At 51.9% G+C, this 18289-nt stretch carries 15 protein-coding genes; 14 read left to right on the top strand and 1 reads right to left on the bottom strand.

Annotated elements, in window-relative coordinates; translation table 11 throughout:
• Positions 1-81: 81 nt before the first annotated feature.
• Positions 82-1383: an amidohydrolase gene (locus tag EDM55_RS04730; protein ID WP_092266152.1), complete on the bottom strand. Its 1302-nt coding sequence runs from the start codon at positions 1381-1383 to the stop codon at positions 82-84.
• Positions 1384-1575: 192 nt separating this feature from the next.
• Between EDM55_RS04730 and EDM55_RS04725 the strand changes: the two genes are divergently transcribed.
• The 14 genes from EDM55_RS04725 (at position 1576) to EDM55_RS04660 (ending at position 18279) form a co-directional block, all read left to right on the top strand.
• The gene (locus EDM55_RS04725; RefSeq protein WP_092266151.1) at positions 1576-2436 is read left to right on the top strand and encodes a MurR/RpiR family transcriptional regulator; all 861 of its coding nucleotides are present in this window, start codon (positions 1576-1578) and stop codon (positions 2434-2436) included.
• A 13-nt stretch (positions 2437-2449) separates the two neighbouring features.
• On the top strand, positions 2450-3487 hold the full coding sequence (locus EDM55_RS04720; protein WP_122959731.1) for a serine hydrolase domain-containing protein: 1038 nt from the start codon (positions 2450-2452) through the stop codon (positions 3485-3487).
• A gap of 54 nt (positions 3488-3541) precedes the next feature.
• Positions 3542-4852 (top strand): ABC transporter substrate-binding protein, encoded by a 1311-nt coding sequence (locus tag EDM55_RS04715; RefSeq protein WP_122959730.1) that lies wholly within the window; start codon positions 3542-3544, stop codon positions 4850-4852.
• Positions 4803-5861 carry a carbohydrate ABC transporter permease gene (locus EDM55_RS04710; RefSeq protein WP_122959729.1) on the top strand — a complete coding sequence of 353 codons (1059 nt, stop codon included), beginning with the start codon at positions 4803-4805 and terminating at the stop codon, positions 5859-5861. The genes EDM55_RS04715 and EDM55_RS04710 overlap by 50 nt, the downstream gene beginning before the upstream one ends.
• 34 nt (positions 5862-5895) lie before the next feature.
• Positions 5896-6720, top strand: coding sequence for a carbohydrate ABC transporter permease (locus EDM55_RS04705; RefSeq protein ID WP_122959728.1), 825 nt, complete (start codon positions 5896-5898; stop codon positions 6718-6720).
• A complete protein-coding gene (locus EDM55_RS04700; RefSeq protein WP_092266146.1) occupies positions 6707-7681 on the top strand; it encodes an N-acetylglucosamine kinase in 975 nt (324 codons plus the stop codon). The genes EDM55_RS04705 and EDM55_RS04700 overlap by 14 nt, the downstream gene beginning before the upstream one ends.
• A gap of 5 nt (positions 7682-7686) precedes the next feature.
• Positions 7687-8610 (top strand): N-acetylmuramic acid 6-phosphate etherase, encoded by a 924-nt coding sequence (gene murQ / locus EDM55_RS04695; RefSeq protein WP_092266145.1) that lies wholly within the window; start codon positions 7687-7689, stop codon positions 8608-8610.
• A gap of 467 nt (positions 8611-9077) precedes the next feature.
• Positions 9078-10481 carry an ATP-binding protein gene (locus tag EDM55_RS04690; RefSeq protein ID WP_122959727.1) on the top strand — a complete coding sequence of 468 codons (1404 nt, stop codon included), beginning with the start codon at positions 9078-9080 and terminating at the stop codon, positions 10479-10481.
• 40 nt (positions 10482-10521) lie between these two features.
• A complete protein-coding gene (locus EDM55_RS04685; RefSeq protein ID WP_092266143.1) occupies positions 10522-10848 on the top strand; it encodes a DUF3870 domain-containing protein in 327 nt (108 codons plus the stop codon).
• 24 nt (positions 10849-10872) lie between these two features.
• A complete protein-coding gene (locus EDM55_RS04680; RefSeq protein WP_092266142.1) occupies positions 10873-12090 on the top strand; it encodes a sensor domain-containing diguanylate cyclase in 1218 nt (405 codons plus the stop codon).
• A 499-nt stretch (positions 12091-12589) separates the two neighbouring features.
• Positions 12590-14833: a hypothetical protein gene (locus EDM55_RS04675; protein ID WP_092266141.1), complete on the top strand. Its 2244-nt coding sequence runs from the start codon at positions 12590-12592 to the stop codon at positions 14831-14833.
• Between the two features lie 18 nt (positions 14834-14851).
• Positions 14852-16033, top strand: a complete 1182-nt coding sequence (locus tag EDM55_RS04670) for a HEAT repeat domain-containing protein (RefSeq protein WP_092266140.1) — start codon at positions 14852-14854, stop codon at positions 16031-16033.
• An 18-nt stretch (positions 16034-16051) separates the two neighbouring features.
• Entirely contained in the window at positions 16052-17494 is a 1443-nt protein-coding gene (locus EDM55_RS04665) for a glycosyltransferase family 2 protein (RefSeq protein ID WP_092266139.1), read from the top strand.
• The gene (locus EDM55_RS04660; RefSeq protein WP_092266138.1) at positions 17491-18279 is read left to right on the top strand and encodes a response regulator transcription factor; all 789 of its coding nucleotides are present in this window, start codon (positions 17491-17493) and stop codon (positions 18277-18279) included. Before EDM55_RS04665 ends, EDM55_RS04660 begins: the two co-directional genes overlap by 4 nt.
• The last annotated feature ends 10 nt before the right edge of the window (positions 18280-18289 follow it).

The following is an 18289-nucleotide window of genomic DNA, read 5'->3' as shown; positions in this document are numbered from 1 at the left end:
CACCGCAAAGCTTGGCGGAGCCAAGTTTTCTAATACGGATAAGCATAAGGCTCCATAAAGGGTTCTCCTATGGCATCTGTTCTATAAACCCGACACTAATCGTTTCGCCCGCTTTGCTGCCTCCAGGCGGGTTTCCTCCCAGGACAGGCTGAGAAGCTGACGGCCTTGCATGAGGATCTGACCGTTGACGATGGTCGTGTCGACATCGGCTCCGGTGGCGCTGTAGGCGATCAGGGAGTAGAGGTCGTGCACAGGCTGCAAATGCGGTTTGTTCAGGTCGATGAGAATGAGATCAGCGCGTTTTCCGACCTCCAATGTACCTACCTCCGAGTCGATCCTGAGCAGCTTGGCGCTTTCGATCGTCGCCATGCGCATGGCTTGCTCAGCGGGCAGGACGGTTGGATCACCGGCGTCCAGCTTTTGCATCCACGCCGCAGCCTTGATTTCGGCAAACATGTCGAGCGTCGTTGCGCTCCCAGCTCCATCTGTCCCTATACCGACCGTAATTCCCTGCTCGATCATCCCGCGGATGGGAGCGATGCCGCAAGCCAGCTTGAGATTGCTGACGGGGTTATGCGACACCCCGCCGCGCATGCCGCACAAGAGCTTTATGTCCGCCTGTGTGAGGTGAACACCGTGGGCGAGCAGGACGTGATTGCCTGCGAAAAGTCCCAGCTCATGCAAGTATTCCGTTGGCGTCCTTTGATACCGCTCACTGATTTTTTCCACTTCCTCGACCGTCTCTGCCAGATGAATGTGGATCGGGATATTCCGGCTTCGCGCCAGATCGATCACTTCTTTCAAAGGCTGAGGGGGGCAGGTGTAGGGAGCATGCGGGCCGAGCATGGTCGTAATGCGTCCGTCGCCAGCGCCTGTCCAGCTTTCAATGAGATCGAGGGCTTCTTTCATACGCTGCCCACCGTCATCCTCCAGAAAAACGAGCCCGCGAGTCAGCGCAGCACGCATACCGCTGTCCACGACAGCCTGTGCGACAGCATCCATCTGTACGTACATATCAGCAAAGGCAGTTGTGCCGGAAGCGATCATTTCCGCAGCACTGAGCATGGTTCCCCAATAGATGTCTTCCTTGGTCATCCGAGCTTCGGCAGGTAGCATTTTTTTGTCCAGCCAATCCATCAGCTTCAAGTCATCAGAAAAGCCGCGCAGCAAGGACATCCCGGCATGGTTGTGGGCGTTGATCAGCCCGGGCATCGCGACCTTGCCAATCCCGTCGATGACATGATCCGCCTGTTCATCGATGGATGCTGCGATGCGGGTGATGTATCCGCCTTCGATGAGCAAGTCTCCGAAGAATGGCTGGTCTCCCCGGACCATTGTGAGGATCTGGCACCCTTTGATTACGAAACGTTTCCTGCTATTCATATGAAAAATCCTCCTTCATTCACGTTCTGGTACTGAGCGTAAGGCTCCACGTGACGGAAAGGTCAAGAGGGAGAATCGACAGAGAAGTCATTATTTTCCTACTTTTGAAATATTGTTTATTAGATAATGGTTGACTAAAGAAATATTGCTTCATAAAATGAGAGGTAAGATCTGGAGAAAGCGGTGTCATTTATGCTAAATGGGGGTCTTGTCAGTCTACAAGCGATATTGGACGAGTTGAAGCCATCTGAGAGAAAAGTGGCTCAGTTCATTCTGGCTCATCCAGAAGACGTAGTAAAACTGTCTGTGCAAAAGCTGGCGGAGCTGAGCGGCGTATCCGAAGCGACCATCATTCGACTGGCTCGATCCTTGAATATGAAAGGCTACCAGGAGCTCAAGCTGCGTATTGCAGGTGATTTGAACAAGCAGACATCCGCAGTCGGCAGCTACCAGGAAATCATGATGGAGGGCTCGGTCGATTCCATCATGCAGGCCGTAAGCTGGAATAATATCCAATCGATCCAGGATACCCTGTCTGTTCTGTCCAGTGAAGAAGTCATGCGGGCTGCTGACGCTTTGTCCCGGGCGCGGAAGATTGACGTGTATGGTGTAGGGGCATCTGCGGTAATCGCTGACGATATCAAACAAAAGCTTTCCCGCATCAATCTGTGGTGCGAAGCCTATTCCGATTTTCATGCCCAATTGACTTCTGCCGTCAATTTGACGGAGCAGGACGTGGCATTTGGCATTTCCTACTCCGGCCAAACGGAGGATATTATCCAATCACTGACGGAGGCCAAGCAACAGGGGGCGACGATCATCAGTCTGACGAAGTTCGGCTCATCGCCTGTGGCGGATTTGGCAAGTATTCGGCTGTTTACCAGCTCGGTCGAGAAAAGCGTGCGCAGCGGCGCAATGGCATCGCGGATTGCTCAGCTGAATGTAATCGACATTTTGTTCATCGCCATGGTCAGCCGCAAGCAGGAGGACGTCATTTTGCTGTTGGAAAAAACGCGCGTAGCTGTGAGTCGGACAAAACGCTCATCCAATTGAGGGGGAAGAGGCTATGGACGATGTGAAGGATTTGCTGCAGGAGTGGGTGGACAAAGGGTGGCTTCCAGGAGCAGCCCTGCGCGTCTTGCAGGGGAGTGAGCTAGCCTTCTCCTGCGATGTAGGCACTACAAGTGTGGATAAAAGCCAGCCAGTCACACGAGAGACGCTGTACGATCTGGCTTCCCTGACGAAGGTAACGGCGACGCTGCCAGCCCTCCTGCTCTTGCTGCAAGAAGAGAAGATCCGATTGGAGGACCCGATCGGATATTTCTTTCCCGATTGCCCTACTGACAAAAAGGCAATCACCATTGCTCAGCTGCTTACCCATACGTCCGGTCTTCCTGCCGACCTCGAGGAGCGTACGCGCAAAAGCCAAATTCTGCTGCCAGACCTGCTGTATCAGCAGAAGCTTCTCCAAGAACCCGGAAAAAAGGTCATCTACAGTGATCTGGGGATGATCTGGCTCGGCCTTTTGATTGAAAAGGTAACGGGTGTGCGGCTTGATCAGTTTGTGACCCAGCGCGTCTTCGCGCCGCTTGGGATGAATCATACTCTTTATTGTCCGAATAATCATTCTATAAAAAATATTGCCAATACAGAGTTTGATTCACTCACGGGGGCGTACATCGTCGGAGAGGTTCACGACGAGAAGGCCTTCGTGATGGGCGGAATCGCCGGACATGCCGGGCTGTTTGCGACAGCAGACGATTTGGCTCGGTACGCACAAAGCTGGATGGACGAGGATCGCGCCATCATCAGCAAAGAGTGGCGAGCGGCTGCTATTCGCTGTCAGACACCTGCAGGAACAGAGCGCAGAGGGTATTGCTGGCAGTCCAACGATCCCAGCCATCCTCTCAGCTGCGGTTCTACCTTTCATCCGGACAGCTACGGTCACACCGGATTTACAGGAACGAGCATCTGGATCGACCCTGTACACGAGTGGGCCGTCATTTTTCTTACAAACGCAGTACATCTAGGGCGCGATAATCAATTGCGGCGGCTGCGGCCAATGATTCACGATGCAGTCACAGCCCACTTAAAGCGGGCTTGACTTGATAGAGCATGAGTCACAATAAGGCATGAGAAAAATGGGGGAGGGTTAGGTATGAAGCGATTTCGGTTACACACAGCAGCATCAGTCGTGCTCGCAGCTGCCCTGGCACTGACAGGCTGCAGTGGTGGCGGAGGAAACGAGGCGAAGCCATCAAGTGATCCAGGAAACAACTCAGGGGGGAATCAAGCAGGGGGAGGCCAGCAGGTCACATTGTCCATGCATAGCTGGCGTGTGGAGGACACAGAGGGCTATGCCAAGCTCATTGCTGCATTTGAGGCAGAGAATCCGAATATCAAGATTGATTTCAAGCCTTTCAAGGCAACGGAGTACAACACGATCTTAAACACGGCACTGCAAAGCGACAGCGGTCCTGACATCCTGCAGCTCCGCCCGTATGCGACAGGTGCTGCCCTGGCTACAGCCGGATATTTAGAGCCGCTCGACAACCTTCCTGGCATCAGCAACATTCCGAAAGAGGTACTAGCGGGTGCGACAGGCAAAGATGGAAAAGTATACGGAGTTCCGCTGACGCTCAGTACTACACAGTTCTTCTACAACAAAAAAATCTTTGACGACAACGGTGTGAGTATACCGAAGAGCTGGGATGAGCTGATTGCTGCCTCAAAAGCTCTGAAAGAAAAAGGCATCATCCCCATCTCCTTTGGAGCAAAAGAAGGCTGGCTGCTTTCCCTGAGCCACGGTGTCATTGCACCCGCGAGCTTTACAAATGGCTACATGGACAAATTGTTAAAGGGCGAAAGCGACCTGAAGAGCCCAGAATTCCTCAAGTCTATTCAACGCATGCAGGAACTGATTCCTTATTTCCCGGAAAATTTTGTTGGGCTTGAGCTAAATGATATGCGGACTTTGTTTGCCACTGGCAAAGCTGCCATGTTTATCAACGGAAGCTTTGAAATGGAAGGGATCAAGAAGCTGAATCCGGACTTGCAGCTGGACTTTTTCCCGATGCCTACGGATGATGGCAAACAGGTCATCACGACATGGGTAGATGGCTCTTACGCGGTGAACGCAAAATCGAAGCACAAGGCGGAAGCGTTGAAATTCATGGAGTTTATGACTACCAAAAAGTTTGGTGAATTGTATGCGAACCAGTTCAAAATGATCAGCCCGATTCCGGGAGTATCCGCAGAGGATCCACTCGTAAACCGACTGACAGAGCTGACGCAAACAAACGCGACTCCTTACTTGATGATCGTTCATTTCTCGGAAGGCAATCCAACAACCAAGAAAACGTTGGAGAATGCCCTTCAGGGGATGTACCTGAACAAATTGACACCGGAGCAGGTCGTGGATGAAGTACAGAAATCGGCCGCAACGTGGTTTGAACCGTTTAAAAAATAAGGGCGCTTGGGTAGGATGCGGAGGGGAGAGCTGGCTTTTCCCTCCGTCTCTACAGAAAGGGGTGGGTACCATCGCTACAGACAGTCAATCCATCCGGCCAAAGAGACGAAGAAGCTGGTTGATCCACCTGTTTCCGCTTCCGGCTCTGGCCATTTATCTCGTTTTTCTGGTCTACCCGATTTTTTCTGCCTTTGTTTACAGCTTGTACGATTGGCAAGGGATCAAGCGCGGTGCGTTCATTGGTCTAAAAAACTTTGCAACCTTGTTCACGGTGGAGCCCTTCAATGAAATGTTCTGGAATGCATTGAGCCATAACGTCCTGTATTTCGTGGTTGAGATGGTGGTACAAAACGGGATTGGCTTTATGCTAGCCTTCTTTATTTACCGGAAAATTCGCGGCGCAGGATTTTTAAAGATCGCCTATTTCATGCCACGCCTGTTGTCTGTGATCGTCATCGGATTTTTGTGGAAGCTGATTTTTAATCCGAACTACGGTGCGTTAAACAGCGTGCTGACGAGCGTCGGGCTCGCGGACTGGGCGAAGCCGTGGCTGGGAGACCCGGATACGGCTCTGATGGCCATCATCCTCGTCAACTGCTGGTTCGGTGTCGGTTTTGCCATGCTGATCTTTCTGGCGGGGCTGCAATCTATTCCGGAGGAGCTGATCGAGGCAGCGAGGCTGGATGGAGCTAGAGGCTTGACGATGCTCTGGAGGATCATTCTGCCGCTGTGCATGCCTTCGATCACCATTATGACTGTCTTTACGTTTATTCAGGCCTTCGAAGCCTTCGAGCTGGTATACGCGATGCAAGGATCCATGGGGGAACCATTTTATTCTACGGACACACTGGCTGTCTATTTTTACCGCATGGCGTTCGGAGGCAGTGGTGGTGCAGGGGAAACCGCCCTCGGTCTTGGCTCGGCGCTGGCTGTCGTACTGTTCATTATCGTAGCATCGGTGTCGGCGATCTCCGTCTACCTGATGCGCAAGCGTGAGGTCCAGCATTGAGACGTACTGCTTGGCGAGAAAGGGGGAGATCCATTTGAAAACGAGCATGGGTGGCAAAGCCGTGCAATACGTGGTCGCGTATCTGTTTATGTTGGTAGCACTATATCCGATCGTCTTGATGGTTGCCTCCTCGTTCAAAACAAATATGGAAATATTTACAAGCCCACTGTCGCTGCCGAAAGCGTTCAGCTTTGAGACGTACCAAAAGCTGTGGGAAGTCGTTCCTTTTGCTGACTTTCTGTGGAACAGCATCTTCGTCAGCCTGATGTCTGTCCTTTTGATCACGATCTTTTCAGCCATGGCTGCTTTTTACCTGGCGCGCTTTTCCTTCAAGTGGACAGCCGCGCTCTACTTCGTGTTTCTCCTGGGACTGATGATTCCGGTCAAGCTGGGGATTGTGCCGTTGTTTCTATTGATGAAAAGCTTGAGCTTGCTCAATTCCCTCTGGTCGCTCATCCTCATTTACACGGCGAGCGGGATTCCAGTGGCGGTTTTTATTTTGACCGGTTTTTTCCGAACGCTGCCCGTAGAGCTGGAGGAGGCGGCGCGAATCGATGGCTGCAACAACTTTCAAGTCTTTTGGCGCGTGCTTTTGCCGTTGATACGTCCTGCGCTGGCAACGGTTGTCATCATCAACTTCATCCACGCCTGGAACGACTTTTTCTTTCCCTTGATATTCATCCAGGAAGATACCTTAAAAACGATTCCGGTTGGCATGATGGTGTTGTTTGGCGAGTATGAAACGGACTGGAGCCTGCTGTTTGCGGGACTCACGCTGTCTGCGTTGCCGATGATCGGCGTGTTCCTCATGGCGTCCAAGCAGTTCATGGAGGGGTTGACAGCTGGTGCAGTCAAATAATCAATCGCAATGGTTTATCGCGCTTGATGGCGGAGGGACCAAGACGAGAGCCGCTATTTGCAATGACAAAGGGGAAATCAAGGCAATCGTTGACGGCGAAGCGAGCAATCCGCTCTCTCGCTCCTTTGAGGATGTAGCGTCCACGATTCGCCAGCTTATAAGCGAGGTCATGAAAGACGCAGGGGTGAAAAAAGAAGAGGTAGCAGCGGTCTATCTCGGACTTGCAGGAGCGGATCGTCCAGAAATCACGAAGCGGCTGCAGGCGGAATTTGGAGCCGAATGGGGGGAGCGACTGCTGCTCGACAACGACGCGGTAGCTGCTCTTTACGCGGGAACCTGGGGGGAGCCGGGGATCGTGCTGATCGCGGGCACGGGGTCGATCGCTTATGCGGTCACGCAGCAAGGCAAGAGGTATCGCACAGGTGGCTGGGGCTATCTGGTCGGAGATGAGGGGAGCGGCTTTGACTTGGGTCGCAGGGCAGCAGTTGCCGTGATGCGGGCGTCGGATGGCCGTGGAGCAGAGACGCTGCTCACCGAACTCTATCTCGAGCATTACCAAGTGAGCCGTCCCGAGGAGCTGATTGCCTGCATTTACGGAGCGAGCAATCCCCGAAAGGACCTGGCGGATACCAGCACGCTGGTGGAAAAAGCGGCGAGACTTGGCGATCCGATTGCTTGCGAGCTGATTTCTTTGGCAGCCGATGATTTGCAGGAGCTCGCCTCCGCCTGCCAAAGGAAAATAGAGAGCCTTTTGCCTGTCGTGCTCGCGGGAGGGCTGCTCACGGCGAATACGCGACTGCGCGAAGAACTGCTTCTAAAAGCGACCTTTGAAGCCCGAATTCCAAATGTGGCGCCAGTAGTAGGTGCTCTAGTCGCTGCCATGAAGAGGGCAGGATGGACCATACATGCAGACATCCAACACCAGCTGCAGCTGAGTGGTAGGGTATCAGAAGAGGAGTGAAGGCAGTGGGAGAAAACTTGCACCAACTCCAGACAGAAATGCGAAATGCTGCAAGTGAGCAATTGGATCAGATGTCCACGCTCGAAATCGTGACATTGATGAATCAAGAGGATCAAAAGGTCGCGCAGGCTGTACAGCAAGTGCTGCCGGAAGTAGCGCAAGCGGTTGAGCTGATTGCCGAGGCGTTGAACAACGGAGGGCGCCTGTTTTACATCGGAGCCGGCACGAGTGGCCGACTCGGTGTGCTGGATGCAGCGGAATGCCCGCCAACCTTTGGCACAGATCCTGCTCTCATACAGGGAATTATCGCAGGAGGTCCCGCAGCGCTCACGATCGCAGTAGAAGGAGCCGAGGACTCGCTTGCACTCGGCCAGGAGGACATCCGGGAAAGAGGTGTGCAGGCAGGAGACGTTGTTGTCGGCATAGCAGCGAGCGGTCGAACCCCATATGTCATCGGCGCTTTGGCCGAGGCGAGGGCACGATCTGCTGTCACGATTTCTCTCTCGTGCAATCCCGATTCCGATATTAATCAGGAGGCGGATGTTTGCATCAATCTGTCAGTAGGTCCCGAGGTCGTGACCGGATCGACCCGACTCAAAGCGGGCAGTGCCACCAAGATGGTTCTGAACATGCTGACGACCGCAAGCATGGTCCGTGTAGGCAAAGTATACGGCAACTGGATGGTCAATGTGCAGGCGACCAATCACAAGCTAAAGGAAAGAGCAAAACATATTGTCATGCAGGTCACAGGGGTCGACTATCCAGAAGCAGAGCGCCTGATTACAGAGGCAATGGGGGACGTCAAGCTGGCAATCGTGATGCAAAAATCAGGCTTGCCTCGCGCTGAGGCAGCGGAAAGACTGCAGCGCGCAGGCAGCAAGGTTCGTCCCGCAATCGAGGATGTGCTAGGCGAGCAAGGATCGGCCTGATCCTGACATCGCCGCAGAGGTTAGTGAATGCCATGATACTTGTGTTCATGGCGAATATTACGGCAGCGGGGATATCGGTTTCGGTTTCTTCATTCATCACTTTGAGCATCGGCGCAGGAAAAATAGAAGAGGCCACAGCCTAAGACAGGGATGGGATTTGTATTTGGGGTGGCCGCTCTCTTTTTTTGCTGAGCCGATTCTTCGCGTTTTGGGAGCGATAACGCTGCTTCTCGCCGTTCAGAAGAACTCTCTCCCTATTCAATAGGATTTTTCCTGGACGGTCTGATCTGGAAATCTGGCATTCTCTATGTCTATCGAAAATGATTCCAGCATATTTTCCGATGGGAAGGGATGGAAACAGCACAGGGAATAGGGTAATATTGGGTATGAAAGCTGGATTGAGAGCGGGTAAGGCTATTTCCTTTACATTGGGGTAGCCGTTTTCTTGTCCCAGGAGGAGGGAAACGATGAGAGACTTGTTGGAGAGTGGCATCAGGAGCGGTCTTTTCTATCGCTCCTTCTTTGACCAATTGGGCCAGGCAGCCTTTCTATTAGATCGGACAGGCATGGTTTTTACCGGCAACCCTGCTTGTAAGTCTTTGACAGGATATGATCCGTGGCAATGGGAGCGCAAGCCATTTTGGAGTTTAGCGATCCCCGAAGAAAGGGAAATGGTGAGATTACAGACCCAGTTTGCCATGGAGGGAAAGCCGCGGCCATTTTGTACGTATTTGGCGCATCAGACTGATTATGCGGTACAAGTGAGCATTACTTTTGATTCGTTCCAAACAGATGGCGAAGTTGTCGGGTATTTTGCGATTGTCCAGGAGATCATGGGCACGAGGAATGACAGCGAGTCGTGTGCGTCTGCGGATTTATCCAAGGAGGGCGTGTTTATTTATCGCTCGGGCAGCTTGCAGTATGCCAATCAGGTCGGTGTGAAGCTGGTAGGTGCTCCGCATTTGAACAGGGTTCTGCAGACGCCCTTTTTCTCGCTGTTTCACCCGCATGACATCCCTGTAGTAGATGATCTGTTGAAGCGGACCGAGCGTGGAGAGACGGTTCATCCTCTCGAGATAGAGTTGATTCGCATGGATGGGATCATGATCGATGCGGAGGTGCTCGGGACGTACGCAGTCATATCGGGGAAGCCGTCTTGTTATTTGTTAATCCGCGATATTACCGAGCGGAAAAGGGCGCAGGAATTTTTGCAAAACTCGGAAAAGCTTGCTTTAGTAGGGCAGCTGGCTGCGGGGATTGCACATGAAATACGTAATCCTTTAACATCCTTAAAAGGATTCGTTCAATTGATGCAGAAAGATGGAATGAGAAAAGCTGAATATTTTTCCATCATGAGCTCTGAGCTTGTTCGGATTGAATTGATCGTCAATGAATTGTTGGTTTTGGCAAAGCCGCACGAAGCTGCATTCGAGACTCGTGATTTATCTAACCTGGTCAGTCATGTGGTGGCGTTGCTGGAGACAGAAGCGATTTTGCGAAAAGTAATGATTCAAGTGATCTTTGAGACGGAAATGCCGATGATTCGCTGTGATGAGAATCATCTCAAGCAGGCCTTTATCAACTTTCTGAAAAATGGGATAGAAGCGATGCAGGGGGGCGGAGAGATCGTCGTGCGCCTGCGCTGCGAGGACAACCGAGCCGTGATCCGCTTCGAGGACAACGGGGTAGGGATTCCCCCTCATCAGCTGGCGAGGCTGGGCGAGGCCTTTTTTACCACTAAGGAGTCAGGTACGGGCCTCGGCTTGATGGTCAGCCGTAGAATTATTGAAAACCACAGGGGGACTCTGCGGCTGACGAGTGTTCTCGGACAAGGGACTACGGTTGAAGTGTCCTTGCCTGTTCATGGATAAGCAGAACAGGGGATGAGAGATGGGGAGGGAGGAGCGAAAAATGGCTGATCATGCTGGGAAAAAGACAGTTCTGACAGCGGGCTTTGCCCAAATTCCAAAAGGAACCTCCCTCTATGAAGTTTCCACCATGATAGGCTGTGTACTCATTATTGACATGGATCATGATGTGATTTGCGATGCTAGCTTTACATTTGTCATGGACAAGACGAGCGAGTTTCTCGTTGCACTGCTGATAGGAAAATCTGTAGCAGGAGGCATGCAGGAAATAACGCAAGTCGTGCAGGAGCGATTTCTGGCACCAGGTCAGGGGGCTGTTTTGCAAGCGATCCGTGCTGCTGTCGAGCGATATCATGAGAAAAAAATGTAAGCTACCCAAGCCGGAGGGGTGTACATGCATGACGACTTCGCTGTAAGAGAAGCATATGCACGGCAGTTGTTGGAACGTTATAGCCAATGGCTGAGCCGTATCGAAGAAGTGGATTGCCGGGAGATCGAAGCGGTCGCAAGTGAGCTGGAAGCGATTCTCTCCAAAGAGGATAGCCGTCTTCACGGGACCGTCATGAAGCAGATCGGGGAGCTGCAAGGTAGAGTGACCGAGATGCTGTGGATATCGGAGCACATGAAGATCTTGCACGATCTCAGCCACATCTTTGCGAAAACATTTGAAGAGAGCAAGATTTTATGGAAAGCATTTGAGCTAGTCTCCAGAGTCATGCGGGCGGATGCTTTTTTCATCGCCTTTTTTGACGAGGGAGACAGCGAGATTCGCATACCGATCAGCATCGATAGCGGGATAAACTACGGGCCGATCACCGTTCCGTACGGACAAGGAATGATCTCTCATGTCATCGATACGAGGCAGACCATTCACATCCGATCCAGGGCAGAGGAGCCGAGCGAACCGGAGATGATTCGCTGGGGCAGCCCGGAAATCGACACCAGCACGTGTATTTTTGTTCCTCTCATGCTGGGGAATCAGGTGAAGGGTGTCATTTCCGCGCAGTCCTATCGGGAGTTCGCGTACAAAAAGGAGCATGAGGAGCTGCTCAAAATCATTGGCTTCCAGGTAGCCAGTGCGATCGAGACAGCGAGATTGTACGAGCGCGTGTATCAGATGTCGTTTATGGATGAGCTGACGGGGATCTGTAATTACCGAGCTTTTCACAATGAGCTGGAAAAGCTGCTTGGCGAGGACGGTTCCTCTGTTGCTTTGATCATGCTTGATTCCGATAACTTGAAATCGGTAAACGATCAGTATGGCCATCATTCCGGAGACGAGCTGATCAGGCGTATCGCGGAGGCAATGAAGGTGAACCTGGGCAACAGGGACTCCGCTTATCGCTATGCGGGAGATGAGTTTATGCTCCTCTCGCCGGGAGCTACCCTGAAAGAGGCAGAGGAAAAGGTACAGGCGATTCGAGATTATCTGCACGCGCATCCACTCGTGCTGGAGGACGGCGTTATTCCGATTGGCGTGAGTGTGGGAATCGCCCGTTTTCCGGCTGATGCAAACACGGCTGACGGCTTGAAGCGAGCTGCCGACGAGGCTTTATACCGCTCCAAGCGCAGAGGAAAGAACTGCACGTCCGTATTTGCAATCGGTTCCTAGACGAAAATCACAGATCCTGCCAGCTTTGCATAGGGGGAGATGCGCCTTGCGAACTGGTCGTATGCTGGGAAGCTTTTCAAATTAGGTAGGACGTACAAGTAAATCTCACATAAATAGGAGAATCCGTTGCCAGAAAAGGCAACGGATTTTTTGCGTTCGGATAAAAAGGTTCATACAGAGCGTACAGAAAGGGTCATGAAATCTTTACAACCATTTTTTTAGTTGGTAGCAACCTACCATTTTTCTTTGAGATCAGGAAAAAAAAGGCTCAAGCATATGTACCTAATTACAAAAAGTTCTGGTACGGATGGCAGGGGAGGTTGCAGGACTTACCGCCAAAAAACGTAGGACAATTTGGGTTATTGCGATGGAATATTACATTTTGGTTACAACATTCACAAAAGCATAATAGTGATTTCAGCTTATGGGAAGGCTTTTGTCCCTATGTTTACAATGACTATGTCGGTAGGCCCGCTGATTTGATCAGAAGCGCTAGGCGATGAATCGGAGGTTGACGGGTGTGAAACAAAAGAAAAGTCGCGTGAAATGGGTGAGTCTCACCGTCTTGATGGTGGCAGGCATAAGCTATCTCTGGTGGTATTGGGATAGCAGCCGCGTCGAGAGTATGGAGTCAGCAAGCGGGTTCCATATGAAATTCCGCACCACGGGAGACCAGATTGAAGTTTATCAAGATCAGAAATGGCAGCCGTTTTTTGTAAAAGGGGTGAATTTAGGGGCATCGTTACCCGGTCATTATCCCGGTGAGCTGCCAATTACAAAAGAAGATTACCTGCGCTGGTTCGCCATGATTGACGAGATGGGAGCCAACGTCATCCGGGTGTATACAATTCATCCTCCTGCTTTCTATGAAGCACTGGTTTCCTACAATCGCCAAAAGGAGGGAGAGCCTCTCTATTTAATGCAAGGGATTTGGAGCCCAGAGGAGATGCTCATCGAAAAGAAGGACGCCTACCTGCCTGAGATTCGAGAGGAGTTTCGACACGAGATTCAGGATGCAGTAGGGGCGGTATACGGAGACATTACACTGCCCGAAAAACAAGGGAAGGCAAGCGGGAAATACACGGCAAATGCGGGTCAGTATCTCATCGGCTGGCACACAGGAACGGAATGGGATCCCGTGATGGTGCAGAATACGAACAAGCTCCATGCCAAGTCAGCATCCTATCAAGGTGCCTATTTCCGAACTACGGAGCAGTCTACTGCATTTGAAGCATGGCTGGCCGAGATGGTAGATACGGTTGCAAAAGAGGAGAGCAAGCAAGGCTGGCAGCACCCGATGACCTTCACGAATTGGGTAACAACCGATCCGCTGTCTCATCCGGGAGAGCCGCTCTACCAGGAAGACCTGGTTAGTGTAGACCCTACGCACGTAAAGGCGGCTTCGTGGGAGGCGGGCTACTTCGCTTCCTATCACGTTTATCCGTACTATCCAGACTTGTTCAGACACGATACAGCGCTGCAGCAGGTGAAGAACGAGGCAGGAGAGATCGATACCTACAAAGCTTATTTACGCCAATTGAAAGCCTATCACAAAGATCTGCCCATTCTGGTGACGGAGTTCGGTGTTCCTGCCTCCTGGGGAATCGCACATTTGGGCAACCTCGGGCGAGATCAAGGCGGACATACCGAAAAGGAGCAAGGCGAGATTAATGCAGCCTTGCTGAAGGAAATCGGCGAGGAAGGCTACGCAGGCGGAATCGTGTTTGCATGGCAGGATGAGTGGTTTAAAAAGACCTGGAATACGATGCGCTTTGAGCTGCCGGAGGATCGCCGTTCCTTTTGGGTCAACGTGCTGACGAACGAATCGCTGTTTGGAATTTTGGGAATGTACCCAAACAAGGATGGTGTGCTGAACATCGATGGGGAACGATCGGACTGGGACAAGCTGCAGCCAGAGGAAAAGCAGAAGCTCAACCTCTCCCTTCCAGGTTTTGAGGAAATATGGATGGCGCACGACGAAGGCTATGTCTATCTGATGGCGCAGCTGGATCATTCGTTTGATCCGCAAAAGGAACAGCTCTACTTCGGGGTAGACACAACGCCAGGCGGAAATCGCCACGCACCGGAGCTCGGCGGGACCAAGCTCGATGAAGGGCTGGAGACGCTCATCCGCTTGGGGAAGGACGACGAGAGTGAGGTGCGGATCGCCTCCAACTACGATTTCCACACGCGGCTTTACGGAAAAGCGTACGGAATGCTTCCTCTCAAAGAAGAGGAGCAGCGAGATGACTCCGGGGTGTTCAAACCGTGGAAGCTGGCGGTGGGACTTGAGATGGAGCCGCCAGATAGCAAAAAATACTACCCGATGGAAGAAGTAGATGCAGGGAAGCTGCTGCAAGGGACATCCAATTCCGAAGATCCCAACTACAACTCGTTGGCAGCGTGGCAAGCAAAAGGCAAGGTCGTGGAGATGCGCGTGCCGTGGATGCTCCTCGGTTTTACGGATCCGAGCTCGCTTGCGGTCATGAGCTATCAGGGAGAAGGCAAGACGTTCAAAACAGTGACGACGAAAGGAATTCGTGTCTTGCCGTGGATTGTCAATCGGGAGAAGCCGCAGACGACGAGTCTGCCAGAGTCGCCGAATCCGTTTCGGGTCACCGAGCTTCCTCTCTATTCGTGGCCGACATGGGAGCAAGTACGCTATCACGAACGTAAGAAGCAGAGCTACTCGATCCTGCAAAAAGCTTATCGCGAAATCAAGCCGTCCATCTTGCAAAAGTGATAGAGGAGTGTGAAAGAGGTGCAAACACCATTCGCGACGGCATACGTATTTCTGTACGTGCTGTGTGGGGTAACCACGCTAGGTCTGATCGTTCTGTTCGGACTGAAGCTGCGCAATATAGCGGCAGAGAAACGAACCAAGCGCATTTTGGCTGAATATGAGGATTACTTTGTTTACCTGCAGGCTCATGGAGAAGAGGAAGAGCGCCTGCATACACCCTATGGCAAATTGGAGCAGAAAGAGAAGCGAATCATCCAGAAGAAGCTGTTTGAGCTGATGGAGTCCTTCACGGGCGTGCATCGTCAAAAGCTCGCAGCGCTTTGCGAGGATATGGGGCTGGTAGAGCTTGATTTGAAGCGACTGGATGGGACGTGGAAATGGACGCGAGTGGATGCGGCCTACAATCTGGGAGTCATGCGCTCCCAGCGGGCTGTACCTGGCTTGCTGCAGCTTTTGGAAAAGCTCGAGTACGATCCCAGCCTGTTTATTGTGGCGCGAGCGGTCGCCAAGTGCGCGCGCAGCCAAAACGATTTGGGGGACATGATCCGGCAGCTTGTGAAGCATCGAAAAAACTGCCATCAGCTGATCGTCGATATCCTGAGTGAATCCGAGCTGGATACAGGGAAGCTGCTTATCGCCCTGCTGCAGGAGACAGATGCTGATCTGATCGAGATCGGGCTGATCGGCCTTTCAGTGCACAATCCATCCGATGTGGAGCCTTATTTGCACAAGCTCGTACATGCCCAGGAAAAAGAGGTACGGATCAAAGCGGTCAAGCTGCTGTGCAAAGATTCGCGCCTGCTGACAGACAAGCGCGTGCGAGAGTTTTTGGCGCACCAGGATTGGGAGATCCGGGCAGCGGCAGCTAAAGCCATCGGTGCACACGGGCTATCCGCCCATATCCCTTCGCTGAAAAAGGCAGTAGGCGATTCCAACTGGTGGGTCAGCCATCACAGTGCCTACTCTTTGGCACAGCTTCAAGTGGCAGGCTTTCAGGCACTTTGCGAGATTTTGCAGGAGGGCCGCTTTGGGAGACATCTGGAAATCGCTCATCAGGTTGCCTTGGAGGAGCTGGAAAAAGCGAAAATGCAGCTGGAGCTTGCCGATCAGGAAAAACAGCTGCAATACAATCTAAAGCTGCATCTCTATCAGAGCTCGAGACGAAAAACGATCTCGCCCGTGCAGGCGATGCAAAGATAAGCAGGAGGGGAGGAAGCTATGCGGGATTTTTTGCTCTACTACGGCATGTTCGCCGTCTACTATGTAATCGCGATTAACTCGCTGTACTTCATCATCATGATGTTCTCCTTCAAGAACATCCTCGGGATCTTGAAAAGCTCCGTCTATTCTAGGTTTCAGAAGCTGTCAGGCTCGGAGCATGTTCCACCGATTTCGATTCTCGTACCGGCTTACAATGAGGAGCTGACCATCATTGAAAATGTTCGGTCGCTGCTGGCACTCAACTATCCGCGGTACGAGGTTATCGTCGTCAATGACGGATCGAAAGACGATACGCTGCAGGTGCTGACTCGTGAGTTCAAGCTGGAAGCATCGGCGCATATGCCGATACAGCCACTGCTGCAAACGTCGAACATCCGAGGGATTTACCACAATCCGGCTTACCCCAATCTATATTTGATCGACAAGGAAAACGGGGGAAAGGCAGACTCGCTGAACGCAGGGATCAACCTGTCTCACTATCCGCTGATCGCTTCGATCGATGCCGATTCCTTGCTGGAAAAGGATGCGTTGATTCGGATCGCCAAGGTCTACATGGAAAATCCGGAAGAGACGGTCGCGATTGGCGGAGATATCCGGATCGCCAATGGCTGCAAAATCGAAGACGGCGTAGTCAGCGACATCCGTTTGCCCGACAAGTTTTTGCCGATGATGCAGTCAGTCGAATACCTCAAAGCGTTTCTCGGAGGACGGATCGGTTGGAGCGCGATCAACGGCTTGATTATCGTGTCAGGGGCCTTTGGCGTCTTCCGCAAAGATTACGTCATCAAAGTCGGCGGCTATCGTGAAGGCTATCCGGGTGAAGACATGAACATCATCATCAAGCTGCATAAATACATGCTGGAAAACAAACTCCCTTATCGCGTCGCCTTCTGCCCGGATGCGGTCTGCTGGACACAAGCCCCGGACTCGTTCCGAATCCTGGGAAGTCAACGTCGCAGATGGGGGCGCGGCAATCTGAAAAACATGATCGAGTACGGACAACACATGGTTTTGCGTCCGAAATACAAGTTATTCGGGATGCTTACTTTGCCTTTCAATATCTTGTTTGAGACGCTCAATCCGTACTTCCGCATCACAGGGCTGCTGGCTCTGATCGGCTACACGCTCCTGGACATGACGAATGCAAACGTTCTGGTGCTTTATGGACTGCTGAATGTCATCTACGGCGTACTGTTGGGAGTCGGTGCGCTGCTCCTTGAAGAAATCGCATTTCGCCGCTATCCACGAATTCGGGATATCGTCAAAATGCTTTTCTATACCATCTTGATGTTCTTCGGCTATCGCCAGGTGGGCGTCATCTGGAGATTTTTGGGCCACATCGAATTTCTGCGAAACAACAATTCGTGGGGAACGATGACGCGCAAGAGCTGGCAGGCTGAGGGCAACAAAAATATTTCGAGCTTGGAGGCAAGAGGATGAGTAATCTCGTACCCGCTTTTTTTCAGCTGTTGAGTGAAATGGAAGCGAAACAGACATCGTCAGGGATTATTTTCGTGGCTTGCAGCAATCTCTCGAAGGATGATCTGGAAGTCCTGAAAAATCATTTTGAGCAGGAACCACCTGCAGCTGTGACCCATTACAACTACGACAAGACAAAAAATATACTGGGTGTGTTGCTGGAAGAGCAAAAGCTGGGAACAACCCATTTTCACGCCTTGCGAGTCAAAGACTATTTACGGGAGAAGCAGCTGCTGGCAGGCAGCGTGGCGATTGCGAGCTTTCCCGAAAACGCCCGCACGACTCCACAGATGCTCTTGAAAATGCTGCAGAACCTCGAACAGCAAAAGAGCCAGGGTGAGATCCACATTTTTGATCCTGTATCGGGAGGCAGTGAAAAAGATCCGACGAGTATTCTCTTGGTCAACCCGGATCAAACGGTGAACGACTTTTTGACCATCTATCTGAAGCGCAAAGGCTATCAGGTCATTGTCGCGAGCGATGGGGTGGAAGGCATGCAGAAGTACGAGGAAAGCATGCCGGATTTGGTCATCACCGATCTGAATCTGCCTGTGATGAGCGGCTATCAGCTGATGGAGCGTATCAAGCATGCGGAGAATGACCGCGAAAGTAAAATCGTGATTTTGACAGACAAACGTCTGGAAGAGGATGTTCAAAAATCGTTTGCACTGGGCGCCTCTGATTATATTACGAAGCCTTTTTCCCCCGTGGAGCTGGAGGCGCGTGTAAAACGACTGATTTCCTAAAGAGACAAGG

It is taken from the genome of Brevibacillus centrosporus (assembly GCF_003710815.1).
GTDB lineage: Bacteria > Bacillota > Bacilli > Brevibacillales > Brevibacillaceae > Brevibacillus > Brevibacillus centrosporus.
This window is presented reverse-complemented; position numbering and strand designations above follow the sequence as displayed.

Coding starts and splice junctions, on each gene's coding strand:
- EDM55_RS04725 (WP_092266151.1), top strand. CDS start 1,576: ATGCTAAATGGGGGTCTTGTCAGTCTACAAGCGATATTGGACGAGTTG.
- EDM55_RS04680 (WP_092266142.1), top strand. CDS start 10,873: ATGCATGACGACTTCGCTGTAAGAGAAGCATATGCACGGCAGTTGTTG.
- EDM55_RS04710 (WP_122959729.1), top strand. CDS start 4,803: ATGAAGTACAGAAATCGGCCGCAACGTGGTTTGAACCGTTTAAAAAAT.
- EDM55_RS04690 (WP_122959727.1), top strand. CDS start 9,078: ATGAGAGACTTGTTGGAGAGTGGCATCAGGAGCGGTCTTTTCTATCGC.
- EDM55_RS04675 (WP_092266141.1), top strand. CDS start 12,590: ATGAATCGGAGGTTGACGGGTGTGAAACAAAAGAAAAGTCGCGTGAAA.
- EDM55_RS04730 (WP_092266152.1), bottom strand. CDS start 1,383: ATGAATAGCAGGAAACGTTTCGTAATCAAAGGGTGCCAGATCCTCACA.
- EDM55_RS04660 (WP_092266138.1), top strand. CDS start 17,491: ATGAGTAATCTCGTACCCGCTTTTTTTCAGCTGTTGAGTGAAATGGAA.
- EDM55_RS04715 (WP_122959730.1), top strand. CDS start 3,542: ATGAAGCGATTTCGGTTACACACAGCAGCATCAGTCGTGCTCGCAGCT.
- EDM55_RS04665 (WP_092266139.1), top strand. CDS start 16,052: ATGCGGGATTTTTTGCTCTACTACGGCATGTTCGCCGTCTACTATGTA.
- EDM55_RS04685 (WP_092266143.1), top strand. CDS start 10,522: ATGGCTGATCATGCTGGGAAAAAGACAGTTCTGACAGCGGGCTTTGCC.
- EDM55_RS04720 (WP_122959731.1), top strand. CDS start 2,450: ATGGACGATGTGAAGGATTTGCTGCAGGAGTGGGTGGACAAAGGGTGG.